Annotated in this window: 10 protein-coding genes; 8 read left to right on the top strand and 2 right to left on the bottom strand. The window is 71.5% G+C overall.

From position 1 onward, the window contains the following. Positions 1–40 precede the first annotated feature (40 nt). Positions 41–982: a trypsin-like serine peptidase gene (locus IEZ08_RS13080; protein ID WP_068925283.1), complete on the bottom strand. Its 942-nt coding sequence runs from the start codon at positions 980–982 to the stop codon at positions 41–43. A gap of 204 nt (positions 983–1,186) precedes the next feature. Here IEZ08_RS13080 and IEZ08_RS13075 point away from each other — a divergent pair, with 204 nt between their 5' ends. The 3 genes from IEZ08_RS13075 (at position 1,187) to IEZ08_RS13065 (ending at position 5,951) form a co-directional block, all read left to right on the top strand. After that, positions 1,187–1,759 (top strand): NADPH-dependent FMN reductase, encoded by a 573-nt coding sequence (locus tag IEZ08_RS13075; RefSeq protein WP_068925282.1) that lies wholly within the window; start codon positions 1,187–1,189, stop codon positions 1,757–1,759. 126 nt (positions 1,760–1,885) lie between these two features. Beyond that, the gene (locus IEZ08_RS13070; RefSeq protein ID WP_068925280.1) at positions 1,886–3,646 is read left to right on the top strand and encodes an ABC transporter ATP-binding protein; all 1,761 of its coding nucleotides are present in this window, start codon (positions 1,886–1,888) and stop codon (positions 3,644–3,646) included. Positions 3,647–3,986: 340 nt separating this feature from the next. Further along, a complete protein-coding gene (locus IEZ08_RS13065) occupies positions 3,987–5,951 on the top strand; it encodes a sensor histidine kinase (protein WP_189242213.1) in 1,965 nt (654 codons plus the stop codon). 24 nt (positions 5,952–5,975) lie between these two features. Here IEZ08_RS13065 and IEZ08_RS13060 read toward each other — a convergent pair whose 3' ends face one another. After that, positions 5,976–6,581: a response regulator transcription factor gene (locus tag IEZ08_RS13060; RefSeq protein WP_068925276.1), complete on the bottom strand. Its 606-nt coding sequence runs from the start codon at positions 6,579–6,581 to the stop codon at positions 5,976–5,978. A 53-nt stretch (positions 6,582–6,634) separates the two neighbouring features. On the opposite strand from IEZ08_RS13060, the gene ppgK reads away from it, so the two are divergent. The 5 genes from ppgK to hrpA all read left to right on the top strand — a co-directional run bounded on the left by ppgK (position 6,635) and on the right by hrpA (position 15,581). Further along, positions 6,635–7,369 carry a polyphosphate--glucose phosphotransferase gene (gene ppgK / locus IEZ08_RS13055; RefSeq protein WP_189242212.1) on the top strand — a complete coding sequence of 245 codons (735 nt, stop codon included), beginning with the start codon at positions 6,635–6,637 and terminating at the stop codon, positions 7,367–7,369. Between the two features lie 164 nt (positions 7,370–7,533). Continuing rightward, positions 7,534–8,142: a hypothetical protein gene (locus tag IEZ08_RS13050; RefSeq protein ID WP_141704171.1), complete on the top strand. Its 609-nt coding sequence runs from the start codon at positions 7,534–7,536 to the stop codon at positions 8,140–8,142. Then, positions 8,139–8,909, top strand: coding sequence for a class F sortase (locus IEZ08_RS13045; protein WP_189242211.1), 771 nt, complete (start codon positions 8,139–8,141; stop codon positions 8,907–8,909). Before IEZ08_RS13050 ends, IEZ08_RS13045 begins: the two co-directional genes overlap by 4 nt. 269 nt (positions 8,910–9,178) lie before the next feature. Beyond that, complete coding sequence (locus tag IEZ08_RS13040; protein ID WP_068925269.1) at positions 9,179–11,482, top strand: glycoside hydrolase family 6 protein; 2,304 nt, start codon at positions 9,179–9,181, stop codon at positions 11,480–11,482. A 196-nt stretch (positions 11,483–11,678) separates the two neighbouring features. Beyond that, a complete protein-coding gene (gene hrpA, locus IEZ08_RS13035) occupies positions 11,679–15,581 on the top strand; it encodes an ATP-dependent RNA helicase HrpA (protein ID WP_189242210.1) in 3,903 nt (1,300 codons plus the stop codon). The last annotated feature ends 130 nt before the right edge of the window (positions 15,582–15,711 follow it).

Raw genomic sequence — 15,711 nt, 5'->3', positions numbered from 1 at the left:
CCCTCCCTCCGGCGGTCCGGCGTGAGGCGGGGCGGGTGGGTCAGCGGCCCAGCTTGAGGTAGAGGCTGTAGGCGCGGTCGCCGAGGTAGGGCGAGGAGTTCCAGACGGTGGCGCCGTCGTAGTCCATCCACCTCATGCTCTGCACGCCGACGAGGTAGCCGGTCCCGGTGGCCGCGGAGTAGCCCCGGACCCACGGGCCGCCGCTGGAACCGCCGTTGAGCGTGCAGCGGGCGAACCGGTGCTGGGAGATGCCGGCGGAGGCCACCCGGTAGAGCGCGGTGGTCTGCCCGCAGCTGACCACCTTCGTGCCGGCCCACGGATGCTCGGCGGGGTAGCCGAAGATCCGCATGCCGACCTTGGCGGGCTGGTTCCACAGGATGCCCTGGGCGCCGACCACGTTCGCGATGTTCTTGCCGCGGAGCTTGGCGACGGTCACGAACGCGTAGTCGAAGTCGGGGTCGTACCGCTTGGCCCACTCGGGTTCGATGACCACCTTGGTCAGGGACCAGACGCCGAAGGGCTTGACGTGCCGGCCCCCGCTGGAGGAGTAACCGGGGATGAAGATCCAGTTCCTGACCCACCGGCCTTCGCCGTACACGCAGTGCGCGGCGGTGGCCAGCAGGTTGCGGCCCCGGGAGTTCACCACGCTCGCCGAGCACGAGTAGTCCTGGCCGCCCAGGGTGAAGAAGACCCTGCCGATGCTGCGCGGCTGCGCCGTCGTCCTCCTGAAGGCCAGCGGCTCGACGGTCTTGGCCGTCGCGGCCGGCACGCCGATCCGCCGGAAGGCGGGGGTGGAGCTGCCCTTGCGCGGGGCGGCCGGGCGGGCCGCGTTCATCCGGGCGGTGGTCCAGTAGCCGGAGACCGCGCTCAGGGCGGTCGTCTCCGACACGGAGTGGCTGATGGGCTCGGGGCCGACGACGGACTGGGGGCCGCTGATGGGCTGGGGGCTGACGAGGGCGAGGGAGAGCACGAGGGCGAGCATCGAAGTCCTAGGGTCAGGGATCCGTAAAGCGGACATAAATCTATAAAACGCCCTTATGTGCTCATACCATCTAAGTGAAGATCTACCAAGCGGGCGTCGTGCCGGCCCCTGCGGCCATGGGGTCGGTGGCCCGAGAATTTGACCTCAAGTGCGCTCGAGGTTGCAGGCTGACGGGCGACACGCCGCGCAGCCAGGAGTAACGCCATGCTCGACATCGCCGTCATCACCGCCACCAGTCCCGAGGGCCGCTCGGGGGCGAACGTGAGCCGGTGGTTCCTCGGGCAGGCCGGGCTCCGCACGGATCTGAACGCGGACGTCATCGACCTCAACCGGATCGCGCTGCCGCCGCTCCATCCCCGGCGCCCGCCCGCCGAGACCGACGCGGCCACGCGGGAGCTCGCCGCCCGGATCGGCGCCGCCGACGGGTTCGTGGTGATCACGCCTGAGTACAACCATGCCTACCCGGCCGCGCTCAAGCTGGCCGTCGACGCGGTCCGGCACGAGTGGGCCGCCAAGCCCGCCGGGTTCGTCTCGTACGGCGGGCAGTCCGGCGGCCTGCGGGCCGTGGAGCAGCTCCGGCTCGTCTTCGCCGAGCTGCACGTGGTCACCCTGCGCGACACCGTGAGCTTCCACCGGGTGGAGAACCAGTTCGACGCGGCGGGAGAGCCGGTCGATCCGGCGGGGGTCAACGGGGCGGCCAAGGTCCTGCTGGACCAGCTCATCTGGTGGGGCACCGCGCTGCGGGAGGCCCGGGCGGCCAGGCCGTACGACGTCTGAACCGGCCCGGCCGCGCACCCGCTGAGCGGGGGAGACGGGGGCGGGAGGGCCGGGTGAAGGCCGAAACACGGGTGAAATCTCCCACACGAGAAGATGTGACGAGTTCTATCCTGATTTGGGGGATTTGTGGTCAGCGCTCTCGATCATCGCTACCGGGGCGAGCACCCCATCCGCACACTCGTCTACCTCTTCGCGGAGGAACGCCTCAAGCTCCTCGTCGCGGTCTTCGCCTTCCTGGTCAAGCACAGCCCCATCTGGGTCCTGCCGTTCGTCACCGCCAACATCATCGACGTCGTGGAGGGCCGCGGCGGCGTCGCGAGCCTGTGGGTCAACACGGGGGCGCTGCTGGCCCTGCTCCTGCTGAACTACCCCCTCCACCTCCTGTACGTGCGCTGCCTGCACGGAGCGATCCGGCGGGTGGGCACGAGCCTGCGCTCGGCGCTCTGCCGGCGCATGCAGCACCTGTCCATCGGTTACCACTCGCGGGTCAGCGCCGCCGTACTGCAGACCAAGGTCATCCGTGACGTCGAGAACATCGAGCAGACCAGCCAGCAGACCAGCGACATGGGACTGTCCGCGCTGACCACGCTGGCGGGCGGCCTGGTGATGGTGGCCTTCCGGGTGCCGCTCGCGATCCCGGTCTTCCTGGTGGTCGTGCCCGCCGCCGCGTTCCTGGTCATCAGGCTCCGTACCCGCATGCGCGAGGACAACGAGAGCTTCCGCCGCGAGGTCGAGAAGATGTCCGCCCGGGTCAGCGAGATGACCACGCTGATCCCCATCACGCGGGCGCACGGCCTGGAGCGCGACGCGCTGCACCGGGTCGACGGCACCCTGACCAGGGTGCTGCGCAAGGGGCTCCGGCTCGACCTGCTCAACGGCAGCTTCGGCGCGCTGGCCTGGATCCTGCTCAACACGATCGGCGCCGCCGTCCTGGCCGGCTCCGCGCTCGTGGCCTACTACCGGGTCATCCCGATCAACGTCGGGGACGTGGTCATGCTGAGCACCTTCTTCCCCATCCTCACCTCGGCGGTCACCTCCCTGCTCAGCCTGACTCCGGTGATCAACAAGGGGCTGGCGTCGGTGCGGTCGGTCGGCGAGGTGCTCCAGGCCCCCGACCTGGAGCACAATGCGGGCAAGACCGAGGTGACCGCGGTCCGGGGCGAGGTGGAGTTCCGCGACGTCGCGTTCGGCTACGGCGAGGACGGCGCGGCCCCGGCCGTACGGGACTTCACCCTCAAGGTGGCCCCCGGCGAGACGATCGCCCTGGTCGGGCCGTCCGGGGCGGGCAAGTCGACCGTGCTCAACCTCGTCATCGGCTTCCTGCGGCCCACCGCGGGCAGGATCCTGCTCGACGGGCGGGACATGGAGACCCTGGACCTGCGCACCTACCGACGCTTCCTGTCGGTCGTGCCGCAGGAGTCCATCCTGTTCGAGGGCAGCATCAGGGAGAACGTCACCTACGGCCTGCCCGAGGTGTCCGAGGAGCGGGTACGGCGGGCGCTGGAGGACGCCAACGCGACGGAGTTCGTCGACCGGCTCCCGGACGGGCTCGACACGGTCGTCGGAGAGCGGGGCGCCCGGCTGTCGGGCGGGCAGAGGCAGCGCCTGGCCATCGCCCGCGCCCTGATCCGCGACCCGCGCGTGCTGATCCTGGACGAGGCGACCTCCGCGCTGGACACCCGGTCCGAGGCGCTCATCCAGCAGGCGCTGGCCCGCCTGGTCGCCGGGCGCACGGTCTTCGTCGTCGCCCACCGCCTGTCCACCATCCGGGGCGCCGACCGCATCGTGGTGATGCGGGACGGCGGGATCGAGGAGATCGGCACCCACGAGGAACTGGTACGGCTGCGCGGCGTCTACGCCGGGCTCCAGGGCGCCCAGCTCGCCTGACCCGCCGGAGGGGTCCGGCCGCCCGCAGTCCGGCGGCCGGACGCACGCCCCCGTGATGCGTGCGGGCCGTCGGCCGGACTGCGGGCGGCGCGGTGGTGGCGCCGGGCCACCGGACGGGAGACTCCTACCGGTGAGCTGCGGACAACACCGGACACGGGGGTTCTTTCGGACATGGCTGGAGGTGGGCCGGTCCGAGAGAGGGGCCTCCCATCAGAGGATCATCCTTGCGTACCGGACGCGGGGGGCCGTAGTGCGTGGTGCGCCGGGTGGCCATGCACGGCGCATCCCCATAAGGTGCATTCTGCATATTGTCTGAAAAACGGGGTGGTGATAGCAGGGGATGGGAGGGAGCGGGGGCCCGAGGGCCGGAGCGCTGCCGCCACTGGTCGGCGCGTGCTCCCCGGTGCTCTTCGTCCTGCTCGGCGCGGTCAGCGCCTTCGTCGCCCTGTTCCGCATGGAGCCCATGCCGGTCGGCGGGGCGCCCATGTCCGCGTTCCTCGTCATCGCCGTCTACGCGGCGCAGGTGCTCGTCGCCCTGCGCGGACGGTCCTGGCGGGCCGTCGCCGTCCAGGGAGTCCTCTGCTGGGCCCCGGTGGTCGTCTTCCGGGGGAACTGGGTGGTCCTGGACGGGTTCCTGGCCGCGGCCGTCCTGGGGGCCGGCCACCGCGTGCTCCGGTGGCCGCTGTTCGTCCTGGCCGCCGCCGCCGGGACGGCGCTGCACGCCCGGGTGTTCCCGATGCCGTGGCCCGAGGCGGGTCAGGAGCTCGCGGCCCTGTGGACCATCCTCAACGTCGGAGCCTTCGCCTACGGCGTCCCGCGCCTGGCCGGGCTGGTCAGGCGGCTCCACGAGACCCGCGACGAGCTGGCGCGCCTGGCGCTGGTGCAGGAGCGCCTGCGGTCCTCCACCCGGCTGCACGAGGTCCTCGGCGCGAGCCTGGCCACCGTCACCGTCACCCTCGGCAGGACCTCCCGGCGTCTGCACGCCGCCCTGAGGGTTCACGAGACGGCCTCCCGCGTCCCCGTGACGCCGGGAGCCCGGCGGCAGGACTGGGACGCTCCCGCGGTGATCCCGGCCGCGGCGCTCCACGGGGTGGAGACCGGTCTGGAGACGGTCTCCGCGCTGGCACGCGAGACGCTCTCCCGGGTCCGGGAGACGGCCGACAGCTACCGCGAACCGGTGGTGTCCCCGCCGGACGAGGACGGTGACGCCCCGCGGGCGGGATGGATCGTCATCGGCATGTCGGCGGCGGCCCTGGTGATCTGGCCGATCCTCGACATCCCCCACCACCGGATCGTCGCCCTCACCGTTCTCGTGGCGATCGCGGCGGTCCACATCACCATGGTCGCCCGCCCGCACCGGGCCGGATGGCTGCTGCCGCTCCAGGCTCTCCTGGCCCTCGCGCCCCTGCCCCTTTTCGGCCCGGACTGGATGGCGGCGACGGCCCTGCTCGGCGCGTCGATCCTGGTCGCGCAGGGCGGCCCGGGGGCCTGGCCGCTGGCCGCGGCGGCCGGGGCGCTCGGCGCCTTCTGGCCCCAGGCCGGAATGGACGGGATCGACCATCTCCACCGGCTCCTGCCGACCTGGCTGTGGATCATCGCCTTCGCCGTCCTCTCCCAGCTGACCCGGCTCCTGATCGATCTGGCCGACGCGCGGGCGCGCGTGGTGCGGATGACGGTCCTCACCGAGCGCCTGCGCGTCGCCAAGGACGTCCACGACCTCATGGGGTTCGGGTTGTCGGCGGTCGCGCTCAAGTGCGACCTGGCGCGGAGGCTGCTCGCCACCGACCCCGTGGCGGCCCGCGCCCATCTCGCCGAGGCGCTGCGGATCGCCGGGGAGGCCGGGCGGGACCTGGCCTCGCTGGCCCGCGGCGACCGGGAGCTGTCGCTGGAGGAGGAGATCGCCGCGGCCCGCCGGGTCCTCGCCTCCGCCGGGATCGAGGTGCGGGCCGGGATCTCCGGCGCCGTCCCGGCCTGTACGGGGTCGGTGCTGGCCCCGGTCCTGCGCGAGGCCGTGACCAACATCCTGCGTCACAGCGCCGCGCGCCGTGTCGTCATCACCTGCGTGACCGACGGCCCCGTACGGCTCCGCGTCACCAACGACGGAGCCGCGGCCTCTTCCGCCGCCCGGGAGGGCACCGGCCTGGCCAACCTGGAGGCCCGGGTCTCGGCCGTCGGCGGGAGGCTCCTCACGGAGCGGGAATGCGACCGTTTCAGCGTGGTGGCCGTGGTGCCGGTCCCGCAGCAGGGAGCGGCGGCCCCGCGGGGGGAGGCGCCGGTCCCGCGGGAGGAGCCGCCGCCCGGCTGAGGACGGCGTGGGGGCGGACCGCCGTCAGAGCCACCCGGCCTCGGTGGCGATCCGTACGGCGTCCATCCGGTTGCGCGCGTTCAGCTTGCTCACCGCCGAGGCGAGGTAGTTGCGCACGGTGCCGTGGGAGAGGAACAGCTCCGCGGCGACCTGGGCGGGCTCGGCCCCGGACGCGATCAGCCTCAGCACCTCGGTCTCCCGGGAGGTGAGCGGGTTGTCCGGCGCGTCCAGCGCCGCCACCGCCAGCCGCGGGTCCACCACCCGCTCACCGGCCACGACGTCGCGGATCGCGGCGACCAGCCGGACCGGATCGCTGTCCTTGGGGAGGAAGCCCGCCACGCCCGCGCCGAGCGCCCGCCGCAGGTGGCCGGGCCGGCTCAGCGCGGTCAGGATGATCGTGCGGCAGGCGGGCAGGCGCTCCGCGAGCTCGGCGGCGGCGGTGATCCCGTCGATCCCGGGCAGGTCGATGTCCAGCACGGCGACGTCCGGAGTGTGCTCCAGCGCGGCGGGCAGGATGTCGTCGCCGCGACCCACCCGGGCCACGACGGTGAGATCGACTTCGAGGTCGAGCAGGGCGGCCAGAGCCTCCAGCAGGATGCGCTGATCCTCGGCCAGTAGAACCTTGATCACTATGCGATTTTGCCACCTTTGTTCGGGTAGAGGGCGGGCAAAGGAGGCAGACCATGCGAGCACTGGGAATCGACATCGGAGGATCCGGAATCAAGGGCGCCCCGGTCGACCTGGAGCGGGGCGAGCTGATCGAGGAGCGCTTCCGGATTCCGACCCCCGTTCCGGCCGTACCCGAGGCGGTGGCGGAGGTGGTCGGGCGGATCGCCGGGCACTTCTCCTGGATCGGGCCGGTCGGGGTGACCTTCCCCGGGGTCGTGCTGGACGGCATCACCATGACCGCCGCCAACCTGGATTCCGGATGGATCGGGACGGACGCGCGAGGACTGTTCTCCGCCGCGACGGGGCGACCCGTGGCCGTGCTCAACGACGCCGACGCGGCCGGACTCGCCGAGGTGGCGGCCGGCGCCGCCAAGGGGGAGGCGGGCGTGGTGCTGATGCTGACGTTCGGCACCGGGATCGGCAGCGCTCTGTTCATCGACGGGCGGCTGGTGCCCAACACCGAGCTCGGACACCTCGAGCTCGGCGGCAAGGAGGCCGAGAAGCGGGCGTCCGACCACGCTCGGGAGCATCACGACCTGAGCTGGAAGGAGTGGGCGGAACGGGTGGAGGACTATCTCCGCCACGTCGAGATGTTGTTCTCACCCTCGCTGATCATCATCGGCGGCGGGGTCAGCAAGAAGTCCGAGAAGTTCCTGCCGCTGGTGAGGGTCCGTACCCGGGTCGTGCCGGCCGCGCTCCTCAACAGCGCCGGGATCGTCGGGGCCGCGATGGCCGCCGCGGCGCTGTAGCCGCAGCCCTTCGAGCAGCCGCAGCCCTTCGACGGTCTTGTCCGGCACATGCGGAAAGGCCGTTCAGACTTTGATCGTGTTTTGCCGGACACGTCCTCTGGCCTGGGTAGGTAGCCGAAGCCAGGAGATCGGAGCCGACGGGACGGGGAGACACGATGCGGCCGATGGATGTTGCCGGGCGTTGGGTCGGTACGGCGGTCGCCGCGATCACGGTGGCGTCGTTCCCCGCCGGGGCGGCGTTCCCGGCAGCGGTGCCTTCCGCAGGCGCGGTTTTCTCCGGTGATGCGGTGTTCTCCGGTGACGCGGCGGTTCCGCGGGCGGCGGCCTCGCCCGCGGCGGCGGAGGACGTGGAGGTCTCGCCGTCCCGGGTCGAGGCCGGCGGGAGCCTCGAGGTCACCGCGCACGACTGCGGAGCACCGGCCGTCGCCACGTCGGAGGTGTTCCAGGCCGATGCCGAGCTCACCGGCGGAAGTGAGGGCAACCCGTCCGGATCCGCCCGGGTCTCCTCCGGGGCCGAACCCGGCCGCCAGGTCGTGGAGGTCGTCTGCGAGGGCAACGGCGTCACTCTCTACGGAACCTTCGAGGTCGTCGGCGGAGACGGCCCGGACACCGGCGGCGGCGGCCTCGCCCTGTCCGGCGGCATGACGGACGGCGGGACCGGCGCGACGGGCGGGGAGGGCGGAGCGGCGAAGATCTGGGCCGTCGGCGGGACCGTCGCCGGGCTCGCCGGCGGCGCGCTGCTCCTGCTACGGCGGCGCCGGAACGCGAGGTGAGGGACGCCGGGAGAGCCGTCCCGGCGCTGGGTCTCGTGATGGTCCTGCTGGTCGCGGGGTGCCGGGGGGTGACGGGCGAGGAGGCGGACCCGGCTCTGGTCCGCTCTCTGCCGACCGCCGCGCCCGTGCCGCCGGCGGGATCCGCCGCCTCCCCGTCGCCGGGGAGGGCGGACAGGCCGGCGGACCCCGGGGGCGCCGGCACGGCCGGGACGCCCGCCCGCAAGAAGAGGGGCACCGGGTCCGCCCCGAGGTCCGGCTGGCCGGACCCGCTGCCCGGCTGGCCGGGCCCGGCCGAACCGGTGGCGCTCGTGGTCCCGCGGGCCGGGGTCAACGCCCCGATCACCTGGATCGGCCCGGCGCACGACGGGGTGCTGGACGCGCCGCCGCTCCGGCGGGCCGACCTCGTGGGATGGGACCGGTCCGGCCCGGCGCCGGGCGAGGCCGGTCCGGCGGTCATCGTCGGCCACCTCGACACCAGGACCGGTCCCGCGGTGTTCGCCCGGCTGCCGGGTGTCGCGCGGGGCGACGCGGTGGCCGTGGTCCGCTCGGACGGGACCGTGGTGGTCTTCCGGGTGTCGTCGGTCGAGCGGGCCCGCAAGGAGGCCTTCCCGGTGAGCCGGGTCTACCGGGTCCTGCCGTACCCGACGATCAGGCTCGTGACCTGCGGGGGCCGCTACGACCACGAACGCCAGTCCTACGAGGACAACCTGATCGTCTACGGCGACTTCGCCGCCTGGTACCGGCTGTCGGACTTCCCCGGCGGGTGAGGCGGACCGGACGCGTCCCGGGGGCCGCCCGGACGCGCTCGGCGGGTGGCGGGCCGGTGCCCGGGACGGCTTGCGGGCGGCCGGAACGGCGGGAGGACGGCCGGACGGCGGGCGCGCCGGTGAAACTTTCATCGGGTTGTCCGGACGTTCCTTCAGGTCAGAGTTGGTGAGGACGTCACCGGCCGGCCCGCCGGAGGTTGGGCTCTGTACACACGCCGGAAACATCCGGACGATGGGAGCGCTCCCACCCCCACCTGGAGATGACACCCATGAGAGCACATCCGCGCCGCCAAGCCTGGCGGAACCGGGCTGCGACCACGGCGGCCGTACTGGTCGCCGCGGCGGGCCTCGCCACCGGCCAGGCGGCGACCGCCCACGCGGCCGTCACCTGCGACGTCGCCTACTCCACCAACGACTGGCAGGGCGGCTTCACCGCCAACGTCACCATCAAGAACCTCGGTGACGCGATCGACGGCTGGACCCTCGGCTTCACCTTCACCGCCGGGCAGAAGCTTCAGCAGGGCTGGTCGGCGACCTGGAAGCAGGAAGCGGACAAGGTCACCGCGAAGAACCTCGAGTGGAACGGCAAGCTCGCCACCGGCGCCTCCACCAGCGTCGGCTTCAACGGCTCATGGAGCGGCTCCAACCCCAAGCCGACCGACTTCTCGATCAACGGCGTCGCCTGCGGCGGCCAGCCCCCGGTCAACCAGGCCCCCACCGTCAGCCTGACCAGTCCGGCGAGCGGCTCCACGCACGCCGCGGGCGCGGCCGTGCCGCTCGCCGCGACGGCCTCCGACGACGGCGCGGTCAGCAAGGTCGAGTTCTACGTCGACGGCACGCTCGTCGGCACCGACACCAGCGCCCCCTACTCCCACTCCGCCACCGGCCTGTCCTCCGGCGCCCACACCGCCACGGCCAAGGCCTACGACGACGGCACCCCGGTCCTGAGCAAGGAGAGCGCCGGGGTTCCCTTCACGGTCGGCGGAACGGGCAACCCGTCGATCGTCGCCTCGTCCGCCTCGGTGAGCGTTCCCGAGGGCGGCAGCAAGACCGTCGGGTACAAGCTGAGCCAGGCGCCGTCGGGCAACGTCACGGTCAACCTGACCAAGACCGGTGACGCCGACCTCACCATCGCGCCCTCCTCGCTGACCTTCACCGCCTCCAACTGGAACACCGCGCAGAACGTGACGGTCTCCGCCGCGGAGGACTCCGACGAGAGCAACGGCACCGCCACCATCGCGGCCGCCGCCACCGGTCACACCGGCGTCTCGGTCACCGCGACCGAGGAGGACAACGACGGCGACACGCCGCCGGTCGGCGAGCACGTCGACAACCCCTACGACGGTGCGACCGGCTACGTGAACCCGCAGTGGTCGGCCAAGGCCGCCGCCGAGCCGGGCGGCGACGCGGTGGCGAACATCTCCACCGGCGTGTGGCTGGACCGCATCGCGGCCATCGCGGGCAGCTCCTCGGCCATGGGCCTGCGCGCCCACCTCGACGAGGCGCTCAAGCAGGACGCCGCCAACGGCAACAAGCCGCTGACGATCCAGATCGTCATCTACAACCTGCCCAACCGCGACTGCTCGGCGCTGGCCTCCAACGGTGAGCTGCTCATCGCAGAGAACGGTCTGAACCGCTACAAGACCGAGTACATCGACCCGATCGCCGCGATCATGAAGGACCCGAAGTACGCGGCCCTGCGGATCGTGACGATCATCGAGATCGACTCGCTGCCCAACCTGGTCACCAACCTCAACGTGGCCAAGTGCCAGGAGGCCAAGGACAGCGGCGCCTACGTCAACGGCGTCCGCTACGCCCTGGACAAGCTGCACGCCATCCCCAACGTCTACACCTACATCGACGCCGCCCACCATGGCTGGATCGGCTGGGACACGAACTTCGGCCCCTCGGCCGAGCTGTTCGCCACCACCGTCGCCGGCACCGCCAAGGGCTTCGACAGCGTCGACGGCTTCATCACCAACACCGCCAACTACTCGGCGCTGAAGGAGCCGCACTTCACCATCAGCACCACCGTCAACGGCCAGACGGTCCGCCAGTCCAGGTGGCTCGACTGGAACTTCTACGTCGACGAGCTCTCCTTCGCCCAGGCCTTCCGGCAGGAGCTGATCCGGCGGGGCTTCAAGAGCAACATCGGCATGCTGATCGACACCTCCCGCAACGGCTGGGGCGGCACCGCCCGCCCGACCAAGCCCAGCACCTCCAACAACGTCGACACCTTCGTCGACGAGTCGCGGGTCGACCGCCGCCTCCACGCCGGCAACTGGTGCAACCAGGCCGGTGCGGGCCTCGGCGAGCGGCCGCAGGCCAACCCGGCCCCCGGCCTGGACGCCTACGTCTGGATCAAGCCTCCGGGCGAGTCCGACGGCTCCAGCAAGTTCATCCCGAACGACGAGGGCAAGGGCTTCGACCGGATGTGCGACCCGACCTACGAGGGCAACGAGCGCAACAAGTTCAACAAGAGCGGCGCCCTGCCGGACGCCCCGATCTCCGGCCAGTGGTTCTCCGCCCAGTTCCGGGAGCTGCTGAAGAACGCCTACCCGCCCGTCCAGTAGCCCCCACCGCTGACACGGCACGGTAGAGCGCGGCCCCGTCGCCCCCGAGAGGGGGCGGCGGGGCCGTACCGCGTGGCGGGGCCGTACCGTACGGCCAGGGCGGAGCGGCGGATATTGGGATGCGTACGGGGAACAAGTCAGGCACCATGGGCGGTTGGCTCCTGACCGATGGGCCGAAAGTATCCTGGCAAGTAACATGGGAACGCCTCCGTTGACATCTCCACTCGCCGAGCTCCACGAGCTCCGCACCCGCCTGCCCGAGCTGACGCTCCGCGACCAGCGGCGGCTGGGGCGGCGACTCGACGGCGTGCGCAAGGTCAGGAACCGCGCGGTCCAGCAGAAGATCGCTGAGGAGGTCGGCGCCGAGATCGGCCGGGCCGAGCAGCGGATCGCCGCGCGGCGCGCGGGCGTGCCGGAGGTGACCTATCCCGAGGCCCTCCCGGTCAGCCAGCGCCGGGACGACATCCTGGAGGCCATCCGCGACCACCAGGTCGTGATCGTCGCCGGTGAGACCGGATCGGGCAAGACCACCCAGCTGCCGAAGATGTGCCTGGAGCTGGGCCTGGGCGTCAAGGGCCTGATCGGGCACACCCAGCCCCGCCGGATCGCGGCCAGGACCGTGGCCGAGCGCGTGGCCGAGGAGCTCGGCACCCCGCTCGGCGACGCGGTGGGCTACAAGGTGCGCTTCACCGACCAGGTGGGCGACGGCACGCTCATCAAGGTCATGACCGACGGCATCCTCCTGGCCGAGCTCCAGGGCGACCGCGACCTCGTCCAGTACGACACGCTGATCATCGACGAGGCGCACGAGCGCAGCCTCAACATCGACTTCATCCTCGGCTACCTCAAGCAACTGCTCCCGCGCCGCCCCGACCTGAAGGTGATCATCACCTCGGCGACCATCGACCCGGAGCGCTTCTCCCGGCACTTCGGCGACGCCCCGATCGTGGAGGTCTCCGGCCGGACCTACCCCGTCGAGGTGCGCTACCGGCCGGTCGGCGAGGACGACGACCAGATCCAGGCCATCGGCGACGCGGTGGACGAGCTCTGCCGGGAAGGGCCCGGCGACATCCTGGTCTTCCTGAGCGGCGAGCGGGAGATCCGCGACACCGCCGACGCCCTGTCCAAACGCAAGGACGTCGAGATCCTCCCGCTGTACGCCCGGCTCTCGGCCGCCGAGCAGCACAGGGTCTTCCAGCCGCACCGGGGCCGCCGGGTCGTGCTGGCCACCAACGTGGCCGAGACCTCGCTGACCGTGCCCGGCATCAAATACGTGGTGGATCCCGGCTTCGCCCGCATCTCCCGTTACAGCCACCGGACCAAGGTCCAGCGCCTGCCGATCGAGGCCATCTCCCAGGCCTCGGCCAACCAGCGCAAGGGCCGCTGCGGCCGCGTCTCCGAGGGCGTGTGCATCCGGCTCTACGAGGAGGAGGACTTCCTCGCCCGGCCGGAGTTCACCGACCCGGAGATCCTCCGTACGAACCTCGCCTCGGTCATCCTGCAGATGACCTCCATCGGCCTGGGCGACATCTCCGCCTTCCCGTTCGTCGAGCCGCCGGATCAGCGCCAGGTCAAGGACGGCATGGACCTGCTGCGCGAGCTCGGGGCGTTCGACGAGGCCAGGCGGATCACCCCGCTGGGCCGCAAGCTCGCCGGGCTCCCGGTGGACCCGCGCCTGGCCCGGATGGTGCTGGAGGCCGACCACAACGGCTGCGTGCGCGAGGTCATGGTCATCGCCGCCGCCCTGTCGATCCAGGACCCGCGCGAGCGTCCGGCCGACAAGCAGCAGGCCGCCGACGAGATGCACCGGCGCTTCGCCGACAAGGAGTCCGACTTCCTGACCTACCTGACCCTCTGGAACTACCTGCAGGACAAGCAGAAGGAGCTGTCCTCCAGCGCCTTCCGCCGGCTGTGCAAGGCGGAGTTCCTCAACTACCTGCGCGTACGCGAGTGGCAGGACGTCTACAGCCAGCTCCGGCAGATGTCGAAGTCGCTCGGTGTCACGCTCAACAGCACGCCCGGCGACGAGCAGAAGATCCACGTCTCCCTGCTGTCCGGTCTGCTGTCGCACATCGGCGTCAAGGACATCGACAAGAAGGGCCCCCAGGACGGCCCGCGCCGTCCCATGACGGAGTACGTCGGCGCCCGCAACGCCCGCTTCGCGATCTTCCCCGGCTCCGCGCTGGCCAAGAAGCAGCCGCTCTGGGTGATGTCCGCCGAGCTGGTGGAGACCTCCCGGCTCTGGGCGCGGGTCAACGCCAAGATCGAGCCCGAGTGGGTCGAGCCGCTGGCCCAGCACCTGATCAAGCGCACCTACTCCGAGCCGCACTGGGAGAAGAAGCAGGCCTCCGTGGTGGCCTACGAGAAGGTCACCCTGTACGGCGTGCCGATCGTGGCCCAGCGCAAGGTCAACTACGGCCGCATCGACCCGGAGACGAGCCGCGAGCTGTTCATCCGGCACGCCCTGGTCGAGGGCGACTGGGAGACCCACCACGCCTTCTTCAGGGAGAACCGCAAGCTCCTTTCGGAGGTCGAGGAGCTGGAGGAGCGCGCCCGCCGCCGCGACATCCTCGTCGACGACGAGACCCTGTTCGACTTCTACGACCAGCGCGTCGGCCAGGAGGTCGTCTCCGGGCGCCACTTCGACTCCTGGTGGAAGAAGGCCAGGCAGGCCGATCCCGACCTGCTCAACTTCGAGAAGTCGATGCTCATCAGCGAGACGGCCGGGGACGTCAGCCAGCGCGACTATCCCGACGTCTGGCGGCAGGGCGGCCTGCGCTTCCCGCTGACCTACCAGTTCGAGCCGGGAGCCGACGCCGACGGCGTCACCGCGCACATCCCGCTCTCGCTGCTCAACCAGGTCAACGTCGAGGGCTTCGACTGGCAGATCCCCGGCCTGCGCGAGGAACTGCTCACCGCGCTCATCCGCTCCCTGCCCAAGAACATCCGGCGCAACTTCGTGCCCGCCCCCAACTACGCCAAGCAGGTGCTCCAGCGGGCCAAGCCCACCCAGGAACCGCTGCTGGCCGTACTGGAGCGGGAACTGCTGAACCTCACCGGCATCCAGGTCCCGCGCGAGGCCTGGCAGCTCGAGAACGTCCCCGACCACCTGAAGATCACCTTCCGGGTGGTCGACGGCCGCAAGCACAAGCTCGCCGAGAGCAAGGACCTGGCCGAGCTCAAGCGGCGGCTGGCCCCCAAGCTCCGCCAGACCCTCTCCAAGGCCGCCGGGATCGAGCAGTCGGGCCTGACCACGTGGAGCGTGGGCGCGCTGCCCAGGACGTTCGAGCAGCGGCGGATGAAGGCCTACCCGGCCCTGGCCGACGAGGGCGCCAGCGTGGCCGTGCGCATGTTCGAGACCGAGGCCGAGCAGCGCCGCGCCATGTGGGAGGGCACCCGCAGACTGCTGCTGCTCAACACCCCCTCCCCGGCCAAGTGGATCCTCGGCCGCCTGGACAACCAGGCCAAGCTGACGCTCAGCCGCAGCCCGCACGCCGGAGCCACGGCGCTGTTCGACGACTGCGTCGCCTGCGCCGCCGACAAGCTCATGGGCGAGTACGGCGGGCCGGTCTGGGAGGAGTCCGCCTTCACCGCCCTGCACGACAAGGTCCGCGCCGAGCTGTTCGACACCGCCGCCGAGGTGGTCGACCGGGTCCGGAGCATCCTGGCGGTCTGGCACGGCCTCGGCACCCGTCTGGCCGAGGCGCGCCCCACCCCCGCCGTGGAGGACATCCGCGAGCAGGTCGGGAACCTGGTCTACCCCGGCTTCGTCACCGCCACCGGCCACCGGCGCCTGCCCGACCTGCTGCGCTACCTGAGGGCGGCCGAGCGCCGCCTGGAGAAGCTCCCCGACGATCCGTACCGGGACGAGGAGCGCATGCACAAGGTCCACGACATCGAGGACGAGTATCACGACCTGCTGGACAAGCTCCCGCCCGCCCGCCGCGGCGACGAGGAGGTCCAGAAGATCCGCTGGATGATCGAGGAGCTCCGGGTGAGCTACTTCGCCCAGACTCTCGGCACGCCGTACCCCGTCTCCGACAAGCGCATCCGCAAGGCGATGGAGAGCATCGACCTGGGCAGCTCCTTCCAGCGTTAGCCCGCCTCCCGGCCGCCCCCGCCGCGCCGGGGGATATCCGGGTGCACCGGTCTGCCGTGAGGGGGGCCGGTGGGTGCCGGCTCGGTGGGTGTCGCTTCAGTGGATGTTGACGGGGCGGTAGGCGCGGAAC

The organism is Planobispora rosea (assembly GCF_014648175.1).
In the GTDB taxonomy this organism is placed as follows: Bacteria; Actinomycetota; Actinomycetes; order Streptosporangiales; family Streptosporangiaceae; genus Planobispora; species Planobispora rosea.
Note: the sequence above shows the minus strand (reverse complement) of the source record. Positions and strands in the feature narration are given on the sequence as shown.